We start from the raw sequence: 23,074 nt of genomic DNA on the forward strand, positions 1-23,074 counted from the left end.
TAGACATTTTATTTACAAAATTTGAAAAGTTTAGTAGAATAGGCAGAAATAATAAGAAGAAAGGAGAAATGTGCCGAATGGTGAATAAGAATAACAAAGCGGAGGTTTCTATTATGGAATTCTCTGGCATTGTTAAAAAAGCCTATGACCGTGGAGAAAGTGATCAAGGGGTAACAGTTGCAAAACTGATTGAAGACTTAAAAATCGACCTAATGAAAATGAAGGTTCAATAATATAGAAGAAAGGCAAATTAGCTTATTGCTAGTTTGCCTTATTTGTTTATAAAATATTCAACTAGAAACTGTGCCCATACTTGATTTCCTTTGTCATTTGGACCACTTTGTTCTTCATTTAAATAATCCTTGATTTCAAGGTTGTCGGTAGCCGGCCAAGCTGCCCAGTGATCAAGATAAGTCAAACTGTTTTCCTTCGCATATTCCTTTAGTGCTTCTACCTGTGTCGAATAATACTTTGGAAGGTAGATCGGGTACGAAGGCTGAAGGATGAAGGTAGAGTCTGGGTTACTGAGCTTCACGTCTTCCATAATCTTTGTTAGATTGGCTAAGGTACCATCAATTTTTACTTTGCTGTTATCGTTCAGCAAAAACGGCTCAATGACCACGAGCTGTGCTTTCTCAGCTGCCAACTCCAGTTGCTTATTTTCTGCGAGAATATCCTTCGACGTTTGATCGTATGTATGTATAGCTGTAGTAATATGTTCACTTCCGTAATTTTCCGTTAATCGTTGAGTGACCTCTGCCTCCCATTGATTGGCGGTTGTCCCGACAAAGAGGATTTTAAAGGGCTGCTCACTTTCCAATGCTTGCTTAAATGACTGCTTAGCAGTTTCGGGCCAATTTGCTGCAAGGGCCAAGTATTGATCAAAGTTGACTTCATTGGACTCCTGCGACTCCTGCTGTCCGACTACTGGTGTCGATGCAACTGCATTGGCGGCTGTCTCCTTATTCCAATGGATATGACCATACACAAGCACGCTTAAACATACGAATCCCCAAAGGCCTGTGAAAAAATACTTCATCCATATACCCCCAAACTTAATAAATTCTTCCTATCATTATAACAAACTATCAGCGATAGGAATGATTCCATCCGCAAAAAGTCTGCATTTTTTTACAAATATCGCAAAAAAAACGGGTATTTTTTATCAAAAAGTAGGATTTCCACAGAAGTGGCAGGTTAATTTGCTATGATTACTAGTGTAATAGAACGTGAAGAGCTACGTAGTTATCGGAGGAATTTGCGGATGAATCCAATTAAAGTGTTGCTGGCAGATGATAATCAAGAGTCACTAGAAATGATGAAATACTTTATCAGCGACCTGCCAGATTTTCAGATCGTCGGGCAGTGCGAGAACGGCGACGAGCTGGTGGAGAATGTGATGGTAATGAAGCCGGATCTAGTCCTGACTGATATTAAAATGCCAAAGAAAAATGGGGTAAAGGCAATAAGGGAATGCCTGTCATTTCGTCCGAAGGTGAAGGTTATTTTTATTACCGGATTTGATGAATTTGCAGTGGAGGCTTTTGATATTGCAGCCGTTGATTATATGGTCAAACCGATAGAAAGAATACGTTTACTCCAGTCGCTAGATAAAGCGAAAAAACTCATTTACCTGGAACAAGGCAAAACGGAAAGCCGCTTTCCCGAAGTGAATAGGGATGTTCTACCATTAAGAGAGGGAAAGTGTACGCTCTTTATCCCGATATGCGATATTTACTTTATTGAAAAGACTGGGAAAAGGTGCCTGATTTATACCAATACAGATGTGTATGAAACGAACGAAATGATTGGAAGGATAGGTACCCGACTGAATGGGGATTTTTTCCGAGCTCACCGTTCTTATATCATTAATTTACAGAAGATTACTCAAATCAAGCAGCAAAACGAAACCTTTATTGCCTATTTTAAGGATTTTGACAAACATGCTGGTATTTCAAAATTGAAAATTAATGAACTAAGAGAAAGAATTTCAATTTAGAAAAAAAGAGAGACTACCCAAGGGAAGGTTTATTTTCCTCGGTAGTCTTTTTATTTTGGATAGCTTGTTCCAGTAGGTATAATAATGTATCTAGTTGCTTGCTGCATTCAATGGTTTTCTCGGATGTCATTCCATACTGATCGACTAATTCTTGTAGCTTGAGCTGTGTTTCTTCAATCATTACTAGCAAATAAGTCATAGGAACTCCTTGAAAAATAGGTATGTTACAAAATGATAACATAAAATTCCTACGATGATTTTCCCCATCCGCCAAATGGCCGATTACCTGTATAAGATACGGTATGAATGGTGTTAAAAGGAGCAACTATCATCATTTGTTTTGGGGAAGTCTAAAGATAAAGTTGTAAAGGGGGATATCGAAGGTGGGACATTTAGCTATGACGATTATCCTATTATTGATGATTGCCTTAATCGCTGCCTGCTATAAAATCTATAAACTGAAAACGCTGTTCCATTCATACAGATCGGGTGTTGATCTTTCAGAGTTAAAAAGTGCAAAAGAGATAATAGATAATAGTGAAAAACGATATAAGAATATATTAAGTGTGATGCCGGAGGGTGTGATTCTTTATGGGGCAGATCACAAGAAAATACCTTTGAACGAAAATGCCTATAAAATGTTTAATATAGATAGAGAGACATTTCATGAAAAGCTGAACATTTTGGAACCAAACTTCCCTTTCGTAGATACGGAAGGAAATCCATTAGCACTAGAAGATTATCCGGTCGCGATTACCTTAAAAACGGGAGAATCGATAACAGGCAGAGTCATAGGCATTAAAAGCTCAGGAAAAACAAGATGGATATCTATTAATACAAAGCTTCTTGAACCAAGGGATTCTACAGACGTCCCCCAAGTTTTAGTGACGATGACGGATATTACGAAGCAAAAAGAAACCGAAATTAAACTAAGAGAATCGAATGCATTGTTGAGAACGATCATTGATGGTATCCCAATTGGAATCATTGTGATCAATACTGATCGAAAGATTGTCGCCGTAAATCGACCATGCTTAGAGTTATTTAGAATTAACGAGCCAAGACAGAACTTGATCGGGCAGCCTGCTGCCAAATACTATCATCCATCGTATAAATATAGTGAGGAAGAAAAGGAAAAAGTGAAAGGTATTTTAGCCAATAATATACCTGTGGTGGATGAAGTCGAAATGCTGAATGACCGATTGATTAAGAGAAGCTATTTTCCTTTTTATATAGATGAAGAACTAAAGGGGCATTTATGGGCTTTTGAAGATATTACCGAGCGAAAGGCGATGGAAACAGGAATACTAAGGGCAAAAGAGGATGCGGTAAAAGCGAATATGGCTAAATCAGCGTTTTTAGCGAATATGAGTCATGAACTACGGACGCCGCTTAATGCGATTCTTGGCTTTTCGCAATTGCTGGAGCTCCAGGAAACGCTTAATGAGAAGGAGGGCACTTTTGTCAGAGAAATTTTAAAGGGCGGAAGGCACCTGCTCAACTTAATTAATGAAGTATTAGACCTTTCGAGAATTGAATCGGGATTATTAAAGCTATCAGTAGAAAACATAAAAATAGCAAGTGTAATCGATGAATGTATCAATTTCGTAAGACCAACTGCTAATCTCAGAGGAATAACGATAACGAAAAAGCGGAACGAATGTGAAAATGATTTTGTATATGCTGATCAATTGAGGCTCAGACAGATTCTGTTGAACCTATTAGATAATGGTATTAAGTATAATCGTGAAAATGGGGAAATCATCATCAGCTGTGAATCCAAGGATGACCTTCTGACGATTCATGTAAGCGATACAGGGATAGGGATTCCGCTTGAGGCACAAAAGGAAATTTTCGAACCGTTTTACCGCCTAGAAAATCCATTCATAGAAGGGACGGGGATTGGCCTTTCCCTCGTTAAACAGCTGACGATCTTAATGGGGGGGAAGCTTGGAGTGGAGAGCCAAATCGGAGTGGGCAGTGATTTCTGGATTAGCCTGCCAAGGGTTCGATCGAATAAAGCTGACCACCTCGTGTCGCCTGAAAAAAATGAAATGACCCTACCAGAACACAATGAGGTTACCATTCTCTATATAGAGGATCAGCTATCCAACCAGCTATTAGTAGCAGAAATCCTTAAAAACGGACAAGGAATGGAATTACTTACGGCAAGATCGGGCACGGAGGGTCTTCGGGCAGCTGCGAATCAAAAAATGGATTTAATCTTATTGGATCTGCATCTTCCTGATATGAATGGTGTAGAAGTGTTTGAAAAGCTAAAATCCAACCCAGAATGGACGGGTATTCCGGTTATCGCGCTGAGTGCGAATGCGATGAAGGAGGATATCGACCGTACCTTAGCGATGGGCTTTAAGGAATATATCACAAAGCCATTCGACGTTCCCGCATTTTTAAAGTTAATCGAAAAAAATTTGCGTTAAGAACTAACGGCTTTACGTAAATGTTACTGATGTTACAAACTTGTGTATTTTATGTCGTAAAAAGTCCTTTTGATGACATGTACTGTCCCAACAAATAGCTAAAGTGCCGTTTATTGCCCCTCATATGTTTTTTGTCGAATGGACACATTTGGATAGAAAAGATACAGTAGATAGAGGTTTATTAATCATTCGTATTGAATCCCAATGAAGTGTTTACAATAAAAGGTAACTTCGAAATAAGGGAGGGGTTAGATGGAAGAATTAAGAGTAGTAATTGCAGAGGATGACTTTTCTTCTAAAACCCTTCTTTCCTATTTTATCGAGTTATTATCTGAATATAAGGTAGTCGGAGAAGCTTCAAACGGTAAAGAATTGATTGAAGTGGTCCAAAAAGTAAAGCCGGATATCGTGCTAGTGGATATCCATATGCCCTTACTAAATGGGGTAGAGGCAGCGAAAATGTGTAAAGAAATGCTTCCTTCCCTTCAGGTGATCTTTACAACGGGTTCTGAAGAGTTTGCTGTCGAGGCATTCAATATTTCAGCGATTGATTATATTGTGAAACCAATTGAAAAGGTCCGCTTATTTATCGCCTTGGAAAAAGCGAAACAAGCGCTCCAATTATATGGATTGACAAAATCGAAGTCCGTTATCAAAAATAAGCTGGCCATTAAGTCAAACAATGCATTCGTATACATTTTAATAGAAGATATTCTTTATATAGAAAAAGAAGGAAGAAAATCAATTATCCATACCGTAGAGGACCGCTATGAATCCCTTGAGTCACTGCAGGAATTGGAGGACAGACTACCTGACTTTTTCTTTAAGACACATCGTTCCTACTTGGTGAATTTACGGAAAATCATCAAGATTAAACCGTTTGGAGAAACCTATATAGCTGAATTTACTGTCCCTGAAAAGTTCGCTTCTATTTCGAAATTAAAGATCCATGAGGTGCAGCGGTTAATGGGAATATAAGATGGGCCTATAAACTGCGGGGATTTCCTTTTTAGTAGGAGATCCTTTTGTTTTATGGCTAGTAATCTTTTACTTCTATAAAGAGTTCCCCAATGTGCGAAGACATCATTCTGACAATCCTGTCAGAATACCATCATCAAATCGTAAGTAGTGACTTTCTGCCTATTATGGTCTTGAAGGAAATTGGCTTCGCTAACTTTTAAAGCTCAGTCATTGTAAGCTTTACTTCATTACCTAGTAAGTTTTCTGGATTTCCTTAAACGAAAGGCACCATGATAAGATTAATCCCGCTGCTTAGGTCATTTATAAATACATGAAAGTGGAAATTGTAATATATTTACCAATTTTGAAATATCTACATTATTTTACAAAAAAATATGTTAAGCTTGTTAAGTGTTTCACAAATTTCTTCGATGTTCATCTAATAAGTATTCTGTGAATTTATACTTATTTAACTGGAAGTACACTTCAAAAAAAATAGGATAATAAAAACAAAAAGTATAAATAAATATTCACCATTCTCCATAAATCGACAAAAAGCGACAGTGTTTCATGATATAATACTTTTTGTTTTGTAAGAAAAGTATTAGGCACAAAGTAATAGGGAGGATATTATGGAAGAGACAATAAGTTTAAAAGAATTACTAGCGACGTTAAAAAAACGCCTTGTTATGATCATACTCATTACAATGACAGCAGGATTAGTGAGCGGAGTCGTTAGTTACTTTTTTCTAACCCCAATCTATCAAGCTTCGACACAAATTCTCGTCAATCAAGCAAAAAGTGAACAGTCTGTTTACAGTCCAAGTGAAGTTCAAACAAATCTTCAATTAATCAATACCTACAATGTTATTATCAAGAGTCCAGCTATATTAGATAAAGTGGCAGCAGATCTTAAATTAGATATGACTGCAGTACAATTAAATGGAAAAATTACAGTAGCGAGTGAAAAGGATTCACAGGTTGTTAATATATCCGTTCAAGACTCAGACCCAAATATGGCGGCAAAAATAGCCAATAAAATAGCAGAAGTTTTTCAAACAGAAATTGTAAAAATTATGAGTGTCGATAATGTAAGTATTTTAGCTAAGGCAACGGTAGCGGAAGATCAATCTCCGATTAAACCACAACCAGTAATGAATGTAGCAATTGCAATTGTTGTTGGCTTGATGGCGTCTGTGGGTCTAGCGTTTCTACTTGAGTATTTTGACAGCACGATTAAAAACGAACAAGATATTGAAAAAATACTAGGTCTTCCGATTTTAGGCGTCATTGCACAAATTGACGATCAAAAGATGGAAGAGTTGAAAAAACGTAAAGCAGGAACCAGAACAACAGGAAGAGGTGAGACTTTTGGTGTTTAAGAGAAATAAGAAACTGAAAATAACGGACCCAAGTCGTAAGCTTATTGCAAATCTTGATCCAAAGTCACCGATTTCTGAACAATACAGAACAATCCGGACGAATGTTCAATACTCTTCTATTGATAAGGAACTTAAAACCTTGATGGTTACCTCTTCTGGACCAGCTGAGGGAAAATCGACTACAGCAGCAAACCTTGCAGTAGTATTTGCGCAGCTTGGGAAAAAGGTATTGCTAGTGGATGCAGACCTTCGTAAGCCAACCGTTCATCGTTCGTTTGGCGAAAATAATTTATTTGGCTTTACGACTGTATTAACGAAGCAAGCAACACTTGGCAGCACAGTGCTTGAAACGGAAGAAAAGGATTTATATATCCTAACGAGCGGGCCGGTTCCTCCGAATCCAGCAGAGTTATTGAGTTCGAAATCAATGGAACAGTTTATTGAAGAAGCGAAGGAACAATTTGATTATGTACTATTTGATACGCCACCATTATTAGCCGTTGCTGATCCGCAAATTCTAGCGAATAAGGTAGATGCTTCCATTTTTGTCGTCTTTAGCGGCAAAACAGAAATTGACCAAGCGAAGAAGGCAAAGGAATTGCTCGAAAATGCCCAAAGTAAATTGGTTGGTGTTGTTTTAAACCATAAAGAAGTAAAGGGTAATGATTATTACTATTATTATGGTTCAAAATAACTAATTTTCGACAAATTACACCCCTTTACCTAATCTTTCGACGGTGGTACCATGAATATTGTCGTAGAAAAATAACAATCTTTTGGAAAGAGAGTGCTGCTTATGATCGATTTACATTGTCATATATTACCTGATGTAGATGATGGTGCGCAGTCTCTTTCCGATAGTCTTAACATGGCGAGAAAGGCTGTTGAACAGGGGATTCATAAAATAGTTGCAACACCGCATCATTTGAACAACGCTTATGAAAATCCTAAGCAATCGATTATTGATAGAGTGAAAGAGTTAAACGAGGCTTTACGTGTGGAACAGATAGAATTAGAGGTATTACCAGGACAGGAAGTACGGATCCATGGTGAAATGCTCGAGGGATACGAGACAGGAGAAATCCTGCCAGTGAATCATACACCTTATATCCTAGTTGAATTTCCATCGAATCATGTGCCTAGGTATACGGAAAAGCTGTTTTATGATTTGCAGATGAATGGACTGATACCAGTGATTGTCCATCCTGAACGGAATCAGGAAATCATCGAACGCGCTGATTTACTATATCAGTTAGTGAAAAAAGGGGCATTGACACAAATCACAGCTGCAAGTGTATGTGGTGACTTCGGAAAAAAAATTAAAAACTTTTCACTGCAATTAGTTGAAGCAAATTTAACACACTTCATTGCATCCGATGCTCATAATATCACAAACCGTAGTTTTAAGATGAGAGAAGCGTTTGGTGTAATTGGTCAAAAGTATGGGAACGAAATGGTCTACTACTTTGAAGAAAATGCTGCTCTTGTCATTGAGGGAAAGCATGTCTACAAAGAGGATCCAGAGAGAATTAAAAGAAAAAAACTATTCAATTTGTTTTAAATCCAACTAAGCCGATGAGAATGAAAAGCTTTACCTATAGATTTTTCAGGCATAACTCCCTGAACGGCGAGGCTTCCTGTCCGTTATCCATGTGAGCACTCGATTATGCTGTGGGAGGGGAGACATTCCTCCAATCCTTAGACGCCTGTCGTCAAGAGTATGATGCGAGGATGGGTTAAATGCCTGATTTTTTAAAATAAAAAAAGTAAAAATAATAAATATCTAATGAAAGATCAGGTGAAGAGTCAACTGAGTTTCCATTAGATATTTATTTTTTTGTCAAAAATTTCGCTTTAACCGAATAGAGATGTTTTCGTAACGATTGTTGTTAAAATCTTAAAGCCGATTTTAACGTGCAAATAGTTATTTTGGATCTCTGAATTTAGTTTGCAAGCTCTTTTCTTATTTAATTTATGCTACCTTTTCCGTAACACATACAGTCATTAGTTTTTGTTGCAAAAAGTAACAACTATAAGAAAAGAGCCTTAATAAAGAGATAAAGGGGGAATGTTCTAGTGACATATAAGAAAAGATTAACCACACTTGCTATATTGGATTCAATTATTGTGTTGACGGCTATCTACATAAGTTATTGGACGCTTAATCCTTGGGTTCACATTTTTAAAATACCTATGTTGCTTGTGACTGCGCTGACCTTATTAATCTGCCATCATCTATTTGCTTCCATGTATCATCTTTATAATAAGGCTTGGCAATATGCGAGTGTCGGTGAACTCATTGCCATTGTCAAAGCTGTTACATTTTCAATTGCGGCCACTTCGGCGATGCAGCTGTTAGTTTTTCATAACACATATGTAAGAGCATTATTGATAACCTGGATGCTACATGTGCTGTTAATAGGTGGTTCAAGGTTCTCGTGGAGAATGTTCCGTGACAACATTATGAATAAACATAAGGATATCAAAAAAACCCTTATTATCGGTGCGGGTTCGGGTGGAACGATGGTGGCACGTCAGTTACTGAACAACCATGAAATTGATCTAAAGCCTGTTGCATTTATTGATGATGATCCAAAGAAATATAAATTGGATATTCTCGGTATTCCTGTGGTTGGTGGTTCGGACAGGATTGCTCAAACGGTTGAAAAGTACCAAATTGAAAACATTGTGATTGCGATTCCTTCGTTAAAGCAAAAAGAGTTACATCGTATATTTGAGGAATGCTCAAAAACAAATGCAAAAACACAGATTATTCCCAAGCTTGAGGACTTAATGACAGGGAAAATCTCAGTCAATCAGTTCCGTGAAGTCCAAGTTGAGGATTTATTAGGAAGAGATCCTGTTGAGTTAGATATTGGCAGTATCTCAGAATATGTATCTGGCAAGACCGTGTTAGTAACTGGTGCGGGTGGATCGATTGGCTCAGAAATCTGTCGCCAGATTTGCAAGTTTAACCCTAGTAAAATTGTTTTGGTTGGTCATGGTGAAAATAGTATCTATTTAATAGATATGGAATTACGTAATCAATATCAAAACAGTATTGAAATTATTCCAGTGATTGGCGATATTCAAGACCGGAATCGAATATTTGAAGTAATGGAAGAACATCGACCGTTTGTTGTTTATCATGCAGCAGCACATAAGCATGTACCTTTGATGGAATATAATCCTCGGGAAGCGGTTAAGAATAACGTTTTTGGTACTAAGAATGTGGCGGAGGCGTGTGACACCTTCGGTGTTAATACTTTTGTTTTGATTTCATCGGATAAGGCTGTAAATCCTCCGAATGTCATGGGGGCCACGAAGCGATTTGCGGAGATGATTATTCAGAGTCTAGCTGAACACAGCAATACGAAATTTGTTGCGGTTCGGTTTGGGAATGTACTTGGTAGTCGTGGTAGTGTTATACCTTTATTTAAGAAGCAGATTCAAGCCGGCGGGCCGGTTACGGTTACACATCAGGATATGACACGGTACTTCATGACGATACCTGAAGCCTCACGGCTTGTTATTCAGGCAGGATCCCTTGCTCGTGGCGGTGAAGTTTTTGTTCTTGATATGGGTGAGCCTGTAAAGATTGTTGATCTGGCGAAAAATGTGATTAAGCTTTCGGGCTATACAATAGAAGAAATCGGGATACATTTTACTGGACTCCGTCCTGGAGAGAAGATGTATGAAGAATTGTTAAATGAGAATGAGGTTCATCCTGAGAGTATTTTTCCTAAAATTCATATCGGGAAGGCGAATGTACTTGAGGCTGAGGTGCTTAGTGGTTTAATTAATGGGCTGTTAGGGATGTCTGAGAAGGAAATGCATGATACTTTGATTGCTGTGGCTAATAATAAGTTTGATTATTCACCTGTTTTGGCTTATGCGAAAAAGGATGTGGAATTAATAGTTTAATAGAAGCAAACCTTGCGGTTAGATTATGACAAATTAATAGATACAAATCTTCGGTTTGAAAGCTATTTGAAAATGTACAAAGGTGGAGAATTAGTATGAAAAAGGTACGGAAAGCGATTATTCCGGCTGCAGGGCTGGGTACTAGATTTTTACCGGTTACAAAGGCAATGCCAAAGGAAATGCTGCCAATTGTTGATAAACCAACAATTCAATATATTGTTGAAGAAGCTATTGCATCTGGGATTGAAGATATCATTATCGTTACTGGAAAAGGTAAACGGGCTATTGAAGATCATTTTGATTTTGCACCTGAGTTAGAGCAAAACCTTAGGGATAAAGGGAAGTTAGAGTTACTAGATAAAGTTCAATATTCTACTAATCTAGCAGATATTCATTACATTCGTCAGAAAGAACCTAAAGGGTTAGGGCATGCGGTTTGGTGTGCGCGTAATTTTATTGGGGATGAGCCTTTTGCTGTTTTACTTGGAGATGACATTGTTCAAAGTGATACGCCTTGCTTACGACAATTAATGGATATATATGAAGAAACTCATTCTTCAGTGATTGGGGTGCAAACTGTTCCGGATAATGAGACACATCGTTATGGGATTGTTGAACCTTCGGTTCAAGAGGGGCGTAGATATCAGGTTGATAACTTTGTTGAGAAGCCTGCACCAGGAACGTCGCCTTCTAATCTTGCTATTATGGGACGATATATTCTTACACCGGAGATTTTTATGCTCTTGGATAAACAGCAAACAGGTGCTGGTGGAGAGATTCAATTGACAGATGCAATTCAGAAGTTGAATCAGATTCAACGAGTGTTTGCTTATGATTTTGAGGGTAAGCGGTATGATGTGGGTGAGAAGATAGGATTTGTAAAGACGACCATCGATTTTGCGCTACAGAATCCTGAATTGAGGTCTGAGTTACTTACCTATCTTGATGAAGTTATGAATGAATTAAAAGTGAAATAAATATTGAATTTAAATAGACCCCGTTCATAGATTTGTTTTCTATGGGCAGGGGGCTGTTGTAAAGAAATCTTTAGTTGGTTAGTAGTTAGTTGGAAAACATATTTCTAATTAAGTACTAAGTGACTAAAAAACAATCAATTATGTGTAACTTAACAATGGAAGGAAGTCTTTGTTTATGAAAGAAAGAATATTCCTCTCATCACCACATATGAGTGATGAAGGCTATGAAATGCAATATGTTAAAGAAGCCTTTGATACGAATTGGATTGCACCTTTAGGGGAAAATGTGAATCAGTTTGAAAAAGAATTGGCGGATAAGGTCGGTTCAAAAAATGCGGCAGCACTAACCTCTGGAACGGCTGCAATTCATTTAGCTCTTAAAGCAGCAGGAGTAGGAGAAGGGGATATTGTCTTTTGTCCAACTCTTACATTCTCAGCTACTGCTAATCCAATAATCTATCAAAATGCTATACCAGTTTTTATTGATAGTGATTATGAGACATGGAATATGTGTCCTAAAGCGTTGGAAGATGCATTTGAAAAATATCCTGATGTGAAAGCAGTGATAGTGGTTCACCTTTATGGTTTGTCTGCAGACATGGATAAGATTGTGGAGCTATGTAAGAAGTATAATGTGGCGTTAATCGAAGATGCTGCTGAGTCATTAGGTACTTACTATAAAGGTAAACATACTGGGACTTTTGGGGATTATGGAATTTTCTCTTTTAATGGGAATAAGATTATTACCACCTCCGGTGGTGGAATGCTAGTCTCTAATAATGAAGAACGGATTGCAAAGGTAAGGTTCTGGGCTACTCAGAGTAGAGATCAAGCAAGACACTATCAACATAGCGAATTAGGATTCAATTACCGTATGAGTAATGTTGTAGCTGGAATTGGTAGAGGGCAGCTTAAAGTATTGGATCAGAGAGTTGAAAAGAAGAATTATATCTTTGAATTTTATAAAAGAGAACTAAGCGGACTTGATGGTGTTGAGTTCATGCCTAGTAATGAGTGGAATGCCCCTAACTATTGGCTAAGTTCCATTACTTTAAGTGGCAAAGTTAGACCGATAGATATTATGGAAGCTCTCGAAAAGGAAAATATCGAGTCAAGACCAGTTTGGAAGCCAATGCATATGCAGCCGTTTTTTGAGAAGTATGATTTTGTTGGTTCGGATATATCAGAGAAGTTGTTTGAAAATGGTGTGTGCTTACCGTCTGATACGAAAATAACAGATGGTGAATTAGAGAAAGTCGTGAAAATTATTAAAGGGTTGTGGCTAGATTAATGGTAACCTCCAAAGGTGGCATTTATAGAAATTTATTAAAAAGGTCAATGGATTTAATACTATCTTTGGTTGCAATTATAGCTCTTAGTCCTGTTTTTTTGATAGTTGCTATTTTTGTAAGGGTGAAACTAGGTAGTCCTGTGTTGTTTAAACAAGAAAGACCAGGTCTAAATGAGAAGATTTTTATGATGTATAAGTTTAGAACGATGACAGACGAAAAAGATGAAAAGGGCAATCTACTTCCTGATAGTATTAGATTAACCAGTTTTGGGAAGTTTCTACGCTCTACATCCCTTGATGAGTTACCAGAACTTATTAATATACTAAAAGGTGATATGTCCATCATTGGTCCCAGACCATTACTTGTTCAGTATTTACCTCTCTATAATGAACATCAAAAACGCCGTCATGAAGTTAGACCTGGTTTATCGGGATTGGCTCAAGTTAGTGGCAGGAATGCAATCAGTTGGGAAGATAAATTCAATCTTGATGTTGAGTATGTTGAAAATGTTAGCTTTCTTGGAGATTGGAAGATTATATTCCAAACTATTAAAAAGGTTTTTGTTAGGGAAGGGATAAATTCAGAAACTGCCGCAACTGTGGAGCCTTTTAAAGGTAATTAAAGGGGGATAGAGTTATGAAAAACAAGCTTCTAATAATCGGTGCAAGTGGTCACGGGAAAGTTGTGGCTGATATAGCATTGAAAATGAATAAGTGGGAGAGTATTGCTTTTTTAGATGATAACGAAAATGTCAAATCAAGCATGGGTATAGAGGTGATTGGTAGATCATCTGATGCCTGTATGCATGTTGAGGATTACGACATATTTGTAGGTATTGGTAATAATTCTACACGAGAAAAGATTCAGAAGGAACTTGAATTAATAGGAGCATCTATCCCTATTCTGATTCATCCCAGCGCTATTATAGGAGAACAAGTTGTGTTAGGAGCGGGGACAGTTGTTATGGCGAGAACAGTGATTAACTGCTGTTCTATAATAGGAAATGGGTGCATTATTAATACAGGTGTTACGATAGATCATGACAATTTTATAGATGATTATGTCCACATATCACCAGGGGCAAACCTGGCTGGTACGGTGAAAATCGGAAAAGGAACATGGATAGGTATAGGAAGTATTATTATAAATAACATTACCATATACAGCGGGATTAAAGTTGGTGCTGGTGCTGTGGTTGTAAAAGATATAACTGATACTGGAATTTATGTAGGGGTTCCGGCTAGGAGAGTAATTTATGAAAAAAATACTAATATTAGCAAATAAAGATGTCGGTTTATATAAGTTTAGAAAAGAACTAATTGCAGAGTTATTAATGCAAGGTAATTCCATATTTATCTCATTACCTAAAGGGAAGTTTGTACAACCACTTATTGACATGGGATGTACATTTATTAACACTGATGTAGATAGGAGAGGAATAAATCCTATTACAGATTTAAAACTTTTAATATTTTATTTTAAGTTAATTACTTTAGTAAAACCTGACATAGTAATCACCTATACAATTAAACCCAACATATATGGTGGAATTGTGAGTGGGATAAAAAAAGTAAAGTATGCAATAAATATTACAGGTTTAGGAACTGCTTTTCAAAAACAGGGATTCCTTAAAAAAACAATAGTATTTCTTTATAAAATTGCATGCAAAAAGGCTAAGGTAATATTCTTTGAGAATGAGGATAACAAAAAAATATTTATTGAAAATCAGATTGTAAGTGAAGAAAAAACGTGCAAATTAAATGGTGCGGGAGTCAACCTAGAGGAATATAATTTTTGTCAATATCCAGTTGAAAGAGAAAAAATTCGTTTTTTGTTTGTTGGAAGAATAATGAAGGAAAAGGGTGTTGAGGAACTTTTTGAAGTTGCCCAACAAATTAAACGTGAAAATAATAATATTATTTTTGATATTGTCGGGTCAATCGAGGATCAATATGAAGAAAGAATAAAAATATTAGAGTTACAAAATATCATTATCTATCATGGTTTTCAAGAAAATGTAAAACCATTTATAAAAAAATCACATTGCTTTGTTCTCCCATCTTATCATGAGGGTATGGCGAATACATTGCTTGAGTGTGGAGCTATGGGTAGACCGCTAATAACAAGTAATATTCACGGCTGTTTGGAAGCTGTTGAGGTTGGAGTAAATGGATATTTGGTAAATGTAAAGGATGCTGATGATCTGTATAAAAAAATAAAGCAGTTTATCGAATTGCCATACGAAAAAAAGGTTGAAATGGGAAGAAATTCTAGAGAACTTATAGAAAAAAAATTTGAAAAGAAACAAGTTGTAGAAAAAACAGTCGAGAAATTACATGGCTGATACATGAGGTAAAGATATGCGAAAAGAAACTTTTGTAACTGTGTTAATGTCAATGTACAATACCCCAGAAGAACAATTACGTAAAGCAATTGAAAGTATTTTGAATCAAACATTTACCAATTTTGAATTTCTAATTATAAATGATGCAACAAAAGATAATGGAGTAGAAATTGTTGAAAGCTATAAAGATAGTCGAATAAAACTAGAACATAACGAACAAAATCTCGGACTAGAAAGATCTTTAAATAGAGGATTAATACTTGCAAAGTCAGATTATATTATTAGGATGGATACTGACGATATTGCTTATCCAAATCGGATAGAGAAACAAATGGGATTTGCATTAGAACATCCTGAATATTCCATTATATCAAGTCGAGCAGACTATTTCGATGAAGATGGGGTTTATGGGACAAGCAAGCGTACAGGAGAAGTACAAAAAAATGATTTCTTATTTGGAACTCCATTTATACATCCAACTATTTGCTTGAAAAGAAATGATGTTATAAATTCTGGAGGTTATCCCTTATTTAGTCGCTGTGAAGACTATGCAATGCAAATGAATATGTATGCAAACGGTTATAAAGGATATGTAATGGATGATGTACTTTTAAAATACAGACTTGACTCAAATGGTTATAAAAAGAAAAAGTTTAAGGATAGGTTTAATGAAATTAAGGTAAAAGAAATTTATTTAAAAAGGCTTGGCTTTATATGGTATAAAAGATATCCCTACTTAATTAAACCATTAATTGCAGGAATAATGCCGACTATTATAATGAAAAAATATCATCAAAAAAAATTGAATTAAGTGCTTAAAACTAAAAATGTCAGTATAAATTAACTACTTAATTATTATGAAATAATGACTCTTTACCTTAAATATATGCTTTCTTGTATATAATGTCATTATTTTTAAAGTTAAATTCTGTTAATACAATACTAAAGTTCATCTTTTAAAATAGGGGTGACTCAGTTATAAAAACGCAAAAAATTAATAAAAAATCATTAACCATGAACTTTTCGTGGAACCTTATTGGAAATTTAATATATTCAGCAGCACAGTGGGCGATAATTGTCGTCTTAGCGAAATATGATGGCTCATATATGGTAGGTGTATATTCTCTTGCATTAGCTGTAACTGCTCCAATTTTTATGTTTACTAATTTGCAACTTCGACAAATTCAAATTACAGATGTAAATAATGAATATAATTTCGGTATTTACATGGGACTGAGATATATTTCTACAATTATTGCATTTATTGCAACTTTAATTTTTAGTTTATTCAATGATTACAATAAAGAGACATTATTAGTTGTTATCCTTATTGGGTTATCTAAAGCAATTGAATCAATAAGTGATATGTTATTTGGAGTATTGCAAAAAAGTGAAGTTATGGATATTGTATCTAAATCATTGATAATAAAAGGTATACTTTCATTGATAATCCTATTTGTTACAATTAAATATACAAATAACCTAGCTCTTGCAATATTTTTAAGTTTTGTAGTCGTCAGATTAGTAGTACTATTATTTTATGATTATAGATTTGCTAAACAAATAGTAGATATAAATTTAGAAATTAATAAAGATAAGATTAAACATCTTGCTATTCAAAGTATACCCTTAGGCATTGTTATGATGCTTATTTCCTTAAATGAGAACATACCAAGGTACTTCATTGAAAAGTTTATAGGTACTCATGAACTAGGATATTTCTCATCTATTGCATATATTCCATTTGCTGGAAGTGTTGTTGTTAGCGCATTAGGACAAGCTGCTAGTCCGAGGTTATCCCAATATTTCAGCGATAACAATATAAAGGGATTCTTAAAGATGTTAAAACAATTTATATTGGTTGGAGTATGTTTAACTTTATTGGGGCTTATTGTTACCTTATTATTTAGCGAGAAAATCCTAGAAATATTATATACTAAGGAGTTTTCTAAATTTGGCTCATTGTTAGTTTTATTAATGGTATATTTTGGACTAAGTTATATTTCTTCTTTTTTAGGATTTGGGTTAACAGCAATGAGAAATTTTAAAGTTCAGCCATATTTGGTACTTTTTGTTGTTTTTATAAACTTAATTTTTAATGCGCTACTTGTTCCTAAATACGGATTAAATGGAGCAGGATACGCCATGGTTTACTCTTCAATAGCCCAAATTATTTTCTCTGCCATTGTTTGTTACATTACGATAAAGAGAAAGGTCAGTATGATAAGGGGAACTGTTAGTATATAAAAGGATTTTGCTTGGTTTTTGGGGGGAGAATAAATTGTATAAAAATACGAAAAAGAAAAAAAATATTTTATTTGTTTTACCTAACCTCCAAGGTGGAGGAGCAGAAAAGGTTGTATTAAACGTAATTAGAAATTTAGATAAAACTAAATTCAATCCTTCCTTATTTTTATTTATAAATGATGGTGTTTATTTAGATAAAATACCAGATGATTTAGAAGTATTCTATGCACTTGAAAAAGGAAACAGTTTTACGAAGCAACCATTTAAAGTTATTCGTAAGCTAATAAAGAAAGTAAAAATGCAGGACATTATTGTAGGATCATTAGAGTTAACAACAACTTATTTTTGTATTTTGGCAGGGTTAATTGCTAGAAAACCTGTTGTTGGATGGGTGCATATTAATATAACAGAATTTAATGTTGCGAAGAAAATACCACATCGAATTTTGATAAAGTCTCTGTATCCATTTCTAAGTAAGGTTATTGCAGTTTCCAAAGGTGTTAAACAATCCGTTATCAAAAGTCTTCCTATGCTGAAAAATAAGGTCCATGTTATATACAATCCTCTTCCATTGGATGAAATAAAATTATTAGGGGAAGATTCATTAGATGGTTTTACAAAAAATGTCCCTCATGTCATAGCAGTTGGTAGATTAACCTATCAAAAATCTTTTGACTATTTAATAGAATCTCATTCAAAATTGATTGAACGAGGTATAATTCATAATTTAATCATTTTGGGAGATGGTGAAGAAAAAGAAAAACTGGTTGAGTTAACCGAAAAATTAAAAGTGGAAGAAACTGTAAGATTTGAAGGGTTTCAAAACAATCCATATAATTGGATGAAAAATTCAGATATTTTTGTGCTTAGTTCTAGGTTTGAGGGGTTCGGAATGGTTATTGTAGAGGCAATGGCATTAGGAATCCCGGTAATATCTACAGATTGCCCAAGTGGTCCTGCTGAGGTACTAAATAATGGAGAATATGGGGTACTTGTGAAATCACAGAATAAAGAGGCATTGTGTAATGAAATTGAAAAAATGCTTATTGATAATAAGAGGAAAACTCTGTACAGTAAAAAAAGTCTTGAAAGAGCAGATATGTTTAACGAGAAAAATATTATTCCACAAATTGAGAGATTGCTTGAAAATATAGGTTCAAAATAAATAGGGAGGAGATATGATGTTAGATACTCTAGAACTACCTGTTTATAATTGCGCGAAGTCGCTATTTAGTGCAATAAAAGTCAGTATTTTTCTCAAACTTATACAAACTGGGAATTTATTATTATAGATAACGGCTCTTCAGTTACTCGTTAAAAAAAGCAAAAACTTTTAAGGACAAAAGAGTAAAAGTTCAAAGTGATGGAACATACAGAGGTTTACCGAATCGACAGAATAATCCATGTAGTAGATCTTACATTATGGCATTTGTGAGCCCTTGAATATAATTTATCCACTACAGGTGTCAATAAATAACCTTGAAATAGAAAAAGACTATAGTGTACTATATTTAAACATAAAATGCCCTATGGCACTCAAATACTCAAGTTTCTACGAGCAGTTTTTTACCGAATGGAAAAATTATTTTCTATCATGTACAGCGTCTGAAAAACCAAAAGCTTTAAGATTATTGTACTATCTCAGTACTATTTTAACAATTTTTTAAAAATTGTTTTCCTAAGATATATGTTGTTATTTTATTTGAAATAAGAGGAGATGATTGACATCAATGCATTAGCAATTAATCCTATCACCAAACAGCAAAATATAAGTATAACAACATACAAATGGTTTATCTTTTTTTTAGTTGTTTCTTTATTTGCACCACCTATACCAATAGGTATATCCGGTACAGGTAGTAGCGTTTCGTTCGGTATCGTTATTATTTCATTTTACATTGTATGGAGAATTTTAAAACAAAACGCTCTATTTTTATCGCCATTTAAAACATATGGATTTTTTGTAAATGGTTTAGTATTTTTTATGATTATACATTGTTTATATTATTTAGCAGTGATGCATAAATTTACTGTTTTTTTGTATGAAATTCAGTGGACTGTTTATTTTTTAGGACTTTCACTCCTGTATTTTGACACTAGACAAAATCAAGAATTACAAAACAAATTGATGAAATCCACTATTTTTCTTCATTTTCTTTTAGCTGTAACTGGTTTTATATCTTCTTTTTCAGGCCCCTTTTATAAATATGCTGTTGGATGGTATGAAGGAAGATATGGATTCAATTTATATAGAGCAATTGGAACATCTGGTAGTGCTAATGGATTAGCAGGTACAATGGCAATATTTCTTATCATTTCGATATTTGCTAAAAAGGAATGGCTACCATTCAAAAGATGGTTTCTCATATTTGGATTTAGTCTTGTTTTACTTCTAACACAATCCAAAAGTGGAATACTTGCGTTTGTTTTAGGTTTTGGAATTTTAGCTTTCATCCAATTTTTATTTGATTTTTCCTTCAAAAAATTATTCAGGTTATATTCTTTTTTTGGTATATTGGTTAGCTTATTTTATATATTTAATAAATTTATAACCATTACAATTAATGACGGCGCTGATCGTGTTAACTATATAGAGCATGTTTTAAACCAATATGGCGAAAGTAATTTATTATATAAACTATTTGGTCTTGGATTCAGGCAAACAGCCTATTTAAATACTGAAACGTTAGGTTGGGTTACCGCTCATAATAGTTACGTTAGTTTCTTAGCGGAAATTGGCATCATAGGATTTGGAATTCTTATTGGGATGATAGTAATTTCTTTTATACTGCTATTAAAAAAGAAACTATGGTCTATCTTAGGAGGACTGCTTGTTTTTCTTTTTCACTTATACTCTGAAGGATTCCTTTATGGTTCTACCTATATTTTATATCTTGTACTATTTTTCAATTTTGCAATATTTTATAATAAATTAAACAAAGTCACAAATAGTCAGTGACTTTTTTATCCATAAAAGGGAATGGAAAAATTTAAATAAACAAGTAAACAAATTATTGTGAAAATTTGAAATAAAGTGATAAAAAATGCACAATATTTCAGATTTATAGCCGGATTAATTTTAAATCGGCAGATGAAAAAATATGCTCGTTTACAAGAATAGTAGAATATTTGAAAAAAGGAAGAAAAGAAAATGTTTATCAAAGAGTTATTACCACCATTTATAAAAGATTATGTAAGATTAATTAAGAATAAAAAACGTTATCCTTCTTGCGAAATACATTCACATATGATTTCTAATGATGTGAAATTAGGGAATAAATGTTTCATTAACCCTAATACACAAATTTTTAGTGAAGCGGAATTAGGTGATTATTCATATATCAATACTGGAACTTTGGTAGGTGAAGGGACTAAAATAGGAAAGTATTGTTCTATTTCTTACTATTGTCAAATTGGTTTATATGGGCATCCAGTAAATTTTATTTCTACACACCCTTCAACCTATGGGAAAAATAATATTTTTGCAGAAGGAGAAATTGACTTCATTGATAAGGAACCTCCCATTATAGGAAATGATGTTTGGATAGGTGGAAACGCTGTAGTAATGAGGGGAGTTAATATAGGTGATGGCGCAATCGTTGCGGCTGGTGCCGTAGTAACAAAAGATGTTCCGGATTATTCAATTGTTGCTGGTGTTCCTGCAAAAGTTATCAAAATGAGATTTGAAGATGAAAAAGTAAACTTCCTCAAAAAATTAAAATGGTGGAATTTACCCAAAGAGGAGTTATTGAAGTATAAAAAGCTATTCCATGCAAATGAAAATTGGGTAAACAATATTCCATAATACTTATAAGATTTGCACACTAGGAGAATATTACGCAACAAAAAAAGGGGAATATTAACATGAGTTTTATAAACAATCTACCACCAGCAGTACTACAAAAGGGAGGAGAAAAATATAATTTTCTTCCTTCCCTTATTATGGCCAGGCTTGTTTTTAGTCTAATTCTTAATCCCGCTGCCTGTCACAGCTCGAAATATGTCGAATAATGATAGGTTACGATAGTATAGAAAATTATAAATTATTGTATTACTACATGTTCCTATGAAATTAATGATTAAGTCATTGTTAAATTACAATAGAAAAGAGGGGAAATTTAATCATGGCTATACTTGTTACAGGCGGAGCCGGATATATCGGCAGCCATACTTGTGTTGAACTACTAAATTCCGGAAATGAAATAATCGTCCTAGATAATTTTTAACAGTAAACCTGAATCACTAAATAGAGTAAAAGAGATTACAGGTAAAGATTTCAAGTTTTACGAGGTCGACCTGCTTAATCGAGATGCAGTTGATGAACTGTTTGTATTTGGCAAGTAAAAAATGTTTTATATGGCAATTAATTTTGTGTCACTTGCCAACTTTACTTTTTCTATCCTTAATTGTTTTTTGCTCGCTTATGCAAATGCCAAACTTGGGACAATGCCATATAGTATTCGGCAGCTAAAAATGTCCCATTTGGCATTTATCATTTTCTTAACTTTGTAATAATGATTCCTTCATACGATTGCTTGGTCCTTTGAATACAACTAGGTGTGAATGGTGAATCAGTCGATCAATGACAGCTTCTGTTAAAATAGGGTCACCAAACACATGGTTCCATTCTCCAAACCGGAGGTTTGTTGTAATGATTAGACTTTTCCGTACATAACACAAACTGATCACCTGGAATAACAATTCTACCCCTTGTTTATGTAGAGGAATGTAACCTATTTCATCCAGTATCAATAAATCTAGTTTTTCCATTTGCTTAAAGAACCGACTCAATGTTCCTTTTTCATTAGCGTCTAATAATCTATTGACCAATCCCGCTACAGTATAAAACCTAATTTTATTGCCATATTTCTGAATGGCATTTAATCCAATTAATGTTGATAAAAAAGTTTTACCTGTTCCAACACCGCCATAGAAAATTAAATTCTCTTGATTCTTTATAAATTATCCCTCTAAAATACAACGGTTTGTTTCTTTAGGTCTCCCGCTTCTCGACAAACAGTTAGACCGACTCCATCACTACAACCGAGAAGTTAAACAAGTGGCTAAAAAGCGAAGGAAGCAGGAAGAAGAAACCTACTGGCGGTCTATACGGGAACATAAGCAAGAAAGAAAAATAAATTACATCCAAACTACAGATTCTACCTTGAATTACGAAACCCTCATTAACCGGCATCTAACAACCTTGAAAAAGGTGAGGGAAAATGAAGGAAAGCTAAGCCCTCGGATGAAAGATGATTGGAATAAAGTGGAGCAGATGGTTCGAAAGTGTAAAAAAGGAGAAGTATTCGATTATTCTAGTTTCAAACTAAATCTAAACATGATCTGTTTATCCATAAAAGTGGAACGAGATATGTACTTATAATTAATTTTGTAATAAGAGAACGGTTTAGGCATCATTAATTATTGCTTGGAATAATTATTCAAAACCTGGGATTACTCAGGTTTTTTATTTATAGTAAAAAGGATACAAAAACATACTATAATCGT

The 23,074-nt window shown here is 34.7% G+C and carries 21 protein-coding genes and 2 pseudogenes; 20 read left to right on the top strand and 3 right to left on the bottom strand.

Translation table 11 applies throughout. The features are described from left to right. Positions 1-77 precede the first annotated feature (77 nt). Positions 78-233, top strand: coding sequence for a hypothetical protein (locus CHI06_RS29905; RefSeq protein ID WP_179292687.1), 156 nt, complete (start codon positions 78-80; stop codon positions 231-233). Positions 234-271: 38 nt separating this feature from the next. On the opposite strand, the gene CHI06_RS18830 is transcribed toward CHI06_RS29905, so the two are convergent. Continuing rightward, positions 272-1,039, bottom strand: coding sequence for an SGNH/GDSL hydrolase family protein (locus CHI06_RS18830; RefSeq protein WP_095250160.1), 768 nt, complete (start codon positions 1,037-1,039; stop codon positions 272-274). 225 nt (positions 1,040-1,264) lie between these two features. On the opposite strand from CHI06_RS18830, the gene CHI06_RS18835 reads away from it, so the two are divergent. Then, entirely contained in the window at positions 1,265-1,999 is a 735-nt protein-coding gene (locus CHI06_RS18835; RefSeq protein ID WP_095250161.1) for a LytR/AlgR family response regulator transcription factor, read from the top strand. Positions 2,000-2,012: 13 nt separating this feature from the next. Here CHI06_RS18835 and CHI06_RS18840 read toward each other — a convergent pair whose 3' ends face one another. Further along, complete coding sequence (locus CHI06_RS18840; RefSeq protein ID WP_133371789.1) at positions 2,013-2,198, bottom strand: aspartyl-phosphate phosphatase Spo0E family protein; 186 nt, start codon at positions 2,196-2,198, stop codon at positions 2,013-2,015. A gap of 184 nt (positions 2,199-2,382) precedes the next feature. Between CHI06_RS18840 and CHI06_RS18845 the strand changes: the two genes are divergently transcribed. The 17 genes and pseudogenes from CHI06_RS18845 to CHI06_RS18925 form a co-directional block, all read left to right on the top strand. After that, positions 2,383-4,440 carry a PAS domain-containing hybrid sensor histidine kinase/response regulator gene (locus tag CHI06_RS18845; RefSeq protein WP_095250163.1) on the top strand — a complete coding sequence of 686 codons (2,058 nt, stop codon included), beginning with the start codon at positions 2,383-2,385 and terminating at the stop codon, positions 4,438-4,440. A gap of 252 nt (positions 4,441-4,692) precedes the next feature. Next, the gene (locus CHI06_RS18850) at positions 4,693-5,418 is read left to right on the top strand and encodes a LytR/AlgR family response regulator transcription factor (protein ID WP_095250164.1); all 726 of its coding nucleotides are present in this window, start codon (positions 4,693-4,695) and stop codon (positions 5,416-5,418) included. A gap of 614 nt (positions 5,419-6,032) precedes the next feature. Beyond that, on the top strand, positions 6,033-6,782 hold the full coding sequence (locus tag CHI06_RS18855; RefSeq protein WP_095250165.1) for a YveK family protein: 750 nt from the start codon (positions 6,033-6,035) through the stop codon (positions 6,780-6,782). Beyond that, positions 6,772-7,476, top strand: a complete 705-nt coding sequence (locus CHI06_RS18860; RefSeq protein ID WP_095250166.1) for a CpsD/CapB family tyrosine-protein kinase — start codon at positions 6,772-6,774, stop codon at positions 7,474-7,476. The genes CHI06_RS18855 and CHI06_RS18860 overlap by 11 nt, the downstream gene beginning before the upstream one ends. Before the next feature lie 102 nt (positions 7,477-7,578). Continuing rightward, complete coding sequence (locus tag CHI06_RS18865) at positions 7,579-8,343, top strand: tyrosine-protein phosphatase (RefSeq protein ID WP_095250167.1); 765 nt, start codon at positions 7,579-7,581, stop codon at positions 8,341-8,343. 515 nt (positions 8,344-8,858) lie between these two features. Continuing rightward, complete coding sequence (locus tag CHI06_RS18870) at positions 8,859-10,706, top strand: polysaccharide biosynthesis protein (protein ID WP_095250168.1); 1,848 nt, start codon at positions 8,859-8,861, stop codon at positions 10,704-10,706. Positions 10,707-10,801: 95 nt separating this feature from the next. After that, positions 10,802-11,683 (top strand): UTP--glucose-1-phosphate uridylyltransferase GalU, encoded by an 882-nt coding sequence (gene galU / locus CHI06_RS18875; RefSeq protein ID WP_095250169.1) that lies wholly within the window; start codon positions 10,802-10,804, stop codon positions 11,681-11,683. Positions 11,684-11,858: 175 nt separating this feature from the next. Beyond that, entirely contained in the window at positions 11,859-12,974 is a 1,116-nt protein-coding gene (locus CHI06_RS18880) for a DegT/DnrJ/EryC1/StrS family aminotransferase (protein WP_095250170.1), read from the top strand. After that, entirely contained in the window at positions 12,974-13,597 is a 624-nt protein-coding gene (locus CHI06_RS18885; protein WP_095250171.1) for a sugar transferase, read from the top strand. The genes CHI06_RS18880 and CHI06_RS18885 overlap by 1 nt, the downstream gene beginning before the upstream one ends. Before the next feature lie 14 nt (positions 13,598-13,611). Beyond that, positions 13,612-14,259 (top strand): acetyltransferase, encoded by a 648-nt coding sequence (locus CHI06_RS18890; RefSeq protein ID WP_095250172.1) that lies wholly within the window; start codon positions 13,612-13,614, stop codon positions 14,257-14,259. Further along, positions 14,231-15,319 (top strand): glycosyltransferase family 4 protein, encoded by a 1,089-nt coding sequence (locus CHI06_RS18895; RefSeq protein ID WP_095250173.1) that lies wholly within the window; start codon positions 14,231-14,233, stop codon positions 15,317-15,319. The genes CHI06_RS18890 and CHI06_RS18895 overlap by 29 nt, the downstream gene beginning before the upstream one ends. 16 nt (positions 15,320-15,335) lie before the next feature. Next, positions 15,336-16,130 (top strand): glycosyltransferase, encoded by a 795-nt coding sequence (locus tag CHI06_RS18900; RefSeq protein ID WP_095250174.1) that lies wholly within the window; start codon positions 15,336-15,338, stop codon positions 16,128-16,130. Positions 16,131-16,333: 203 nt separating this feature from the next. After that, on the top strand, positions 16,334-17,566 hold the full coding sequence (locus tag CHI06_RS18905) for an oligosaccharide flippase family protein (RefSeq protein WP_095250175.1): 1,233 nt from the start codon (positions 16,334-16,336) through the stop codon (positions 17,564-17,566). Positions 17,567-17,600: 34 nt separating this feature from the next. Continuing rightward, the gene (locus tag CHI06_RS18910; protein ID WP_142300979.1) at positions 17,601-18,731 is read left to right on the top strand and encodes a glycosyltransferase; all 1,131 of its coding nucleotides are present in this window, start codon (positions 17,601-17,603) and stop codon (positions 18,729-18,731) included. 552 nt (positions 18,732-19,283) lie between these two features. Next, complete coding sequence (locus CHI06_RS18915) at positions 19,284-20,525, top strand: hypothetical protein (RefSeq protein WP_095250177.1); 1,242 nt, start codon at positions 19,284-19,286, stop codon at positions 20,523-20,525. Positions 20,526-20,717: 192 nt separating this feature from the next. Next, positions 20,718-21,371, top strand: a complete 654-nt coding sequence (locus tag CHI06_RS18920) for a CatB-related O-acetyltransferase (protein ID WP_142300980.1) — start codon at positions 20,718-20,720, stop codon at positions 21,369-21,371. A gap of 319 nt (positions 21,372-21,690) precedes the next feature. Continuing rightward, a pseudogene (locus CHI06_RS18925) lies at positions 21,691-21,895 on the top strand (SDR family NAD(P)-dependent oxidoreductase); the annotation flags it as partial. 171 nt (positions 21,896-22,066) lie between these two features. Here the strand turns inward: CHI06_RS18925 and CHI06_RS18930 are convergent. Then, positions 22,067-22,528, bottom strand: a pseudogene (locus tag CHI06_RS18930) (ATP-binding protein); the annotation flags it as partial. Positions 22,529-22,625: 97 nt separating this feature from the next. Here CHI06_RS18930 and CHI06_RS18935 point away from each other — a divergent pair. Next, the gene (locus CHI06_RS18935) at positions 22,626-22,949 is read left to right on the top strand and encodes a hypothetical protein (protein ID WP_095250178.1); all 324 of its coding nucleotides are present in this window, start codon (positions 22,626-22,628) and stop codon (positions 22,947-22,949) included. Positions 22,950-23,074: the final 125 nt, after the last annotated feature.

This window comes from Bacillus sp. 7884-1 (genome assembly GCF_002272245.1).
Lineage (GTDB): Bacteria > Bacillota > Bacilli > Bacillales > Cytobacillaceae > Neobacillus.

Coding starts and splice junctions, on each gene's coding strand:
- CHI06_RS18865 (WP_095250167.1), top strand. CDS start 7,579: ATGATCGATTTACATTGTCATATATTACCTGATGTAGATGATGGTGCG.
- CHI06_RS18890 (WP_095250172.1), top strand. CDS start 13,612: ATGAAAAACAAGCTTCTAATAATCGGTGCAAGTGGTCACGGGAAAGTT.
- CHI06_RS18850 (WP_095250164.1), top strand. CDS start 4,693: ATGGAAGAATTAAGAGTAGTAATTGCAGAGGATGACTTTTCTTCTAAA.
- CHI06_RS18840 (WP_133371789.1), bottom strand. CDS start 2,198: ATGACTTATTTGCTAGTAATGATTGAAGAAACACAGCTCAAGCTACAA.
- CHI06_RS18885 (WP_095250171.1), top strand. CDS start 12,974: ATGGTAACCTCCAAAGGTGGCATTTATAGAAATTTATTAAAAAGGTCA.
- CHI06_RS18880 (WP_095250170.1), top strand. CDS start 11,859: ATGAAAGAAAGAATATTCCTCTCATCACCACATATGAGTGATGAAGGC.
- CHI06_RS18855 (WP_095250165.1), top strand. CDS start 6,033: ATGGAAGAGACAATAAGTTTAAAAGAATTACTAGCGACGTTAAAAAAA.
- galU (WP_095250169.1), top strand. CDS start 10,802: ATGAAAAAGGTACGGAAAGCGATTATTCCGGCTGCAGGGCTGGGTACT.
- CHI06_RS18915 (WP_095250177.1), top strand. CDS start 19,284: ATGATTGACATCAATGCATTAGCAATTAATCCTATCACCAAACAGCAA.
- CHI06_RS18835 (WP_095250161.1), top strand. CDS start 1,265: ATGAATCCAATTAAAGTGTTGCTGGCAGATGATAATCAAGAGTCACTA.
- CHI06_RS18905 (WP_095250175.1), top strand. CDS start 16,334: ATGAACTTTTCGTGGAACCTTATTGGAAATTTAATATATTCAGCAGCA.
- CHI06_RS18900 (WP_095250174.1), top strand. CDS start 15,336: ATGCGAAAAGAAACTTTTGTAACTGTGTTAATGTCAATGTACAATACC.
- CHI06_RS18895 (WP_095250173.1), top strand. CDS start 14,231: ATGAAAAAAATACTAATATTAGCAAATAAAGATGTCGGTTTATATAAG.
- CHI06_RS18830 (WP_095250160.1), bottom strand. CDS start 1,039: ATGAAGTATTTTTTCACAGGCCTTTGGGGATTCGTATGTTTAAGCGTG.
- CHI06_RS29905 (WP_179292687.1), top strand. CDS start 78: ATGGTGAATAAGAATAACAAAGCGGAGGTTTCTATTATGGAATTCTCT.
- CHI06_RS18920 (WP_142300980.1), top strand. CDS start 20,718: ATGTTTATCAAAGAGTTATTACCACCATTTATAAAAGATTATGTAAGA.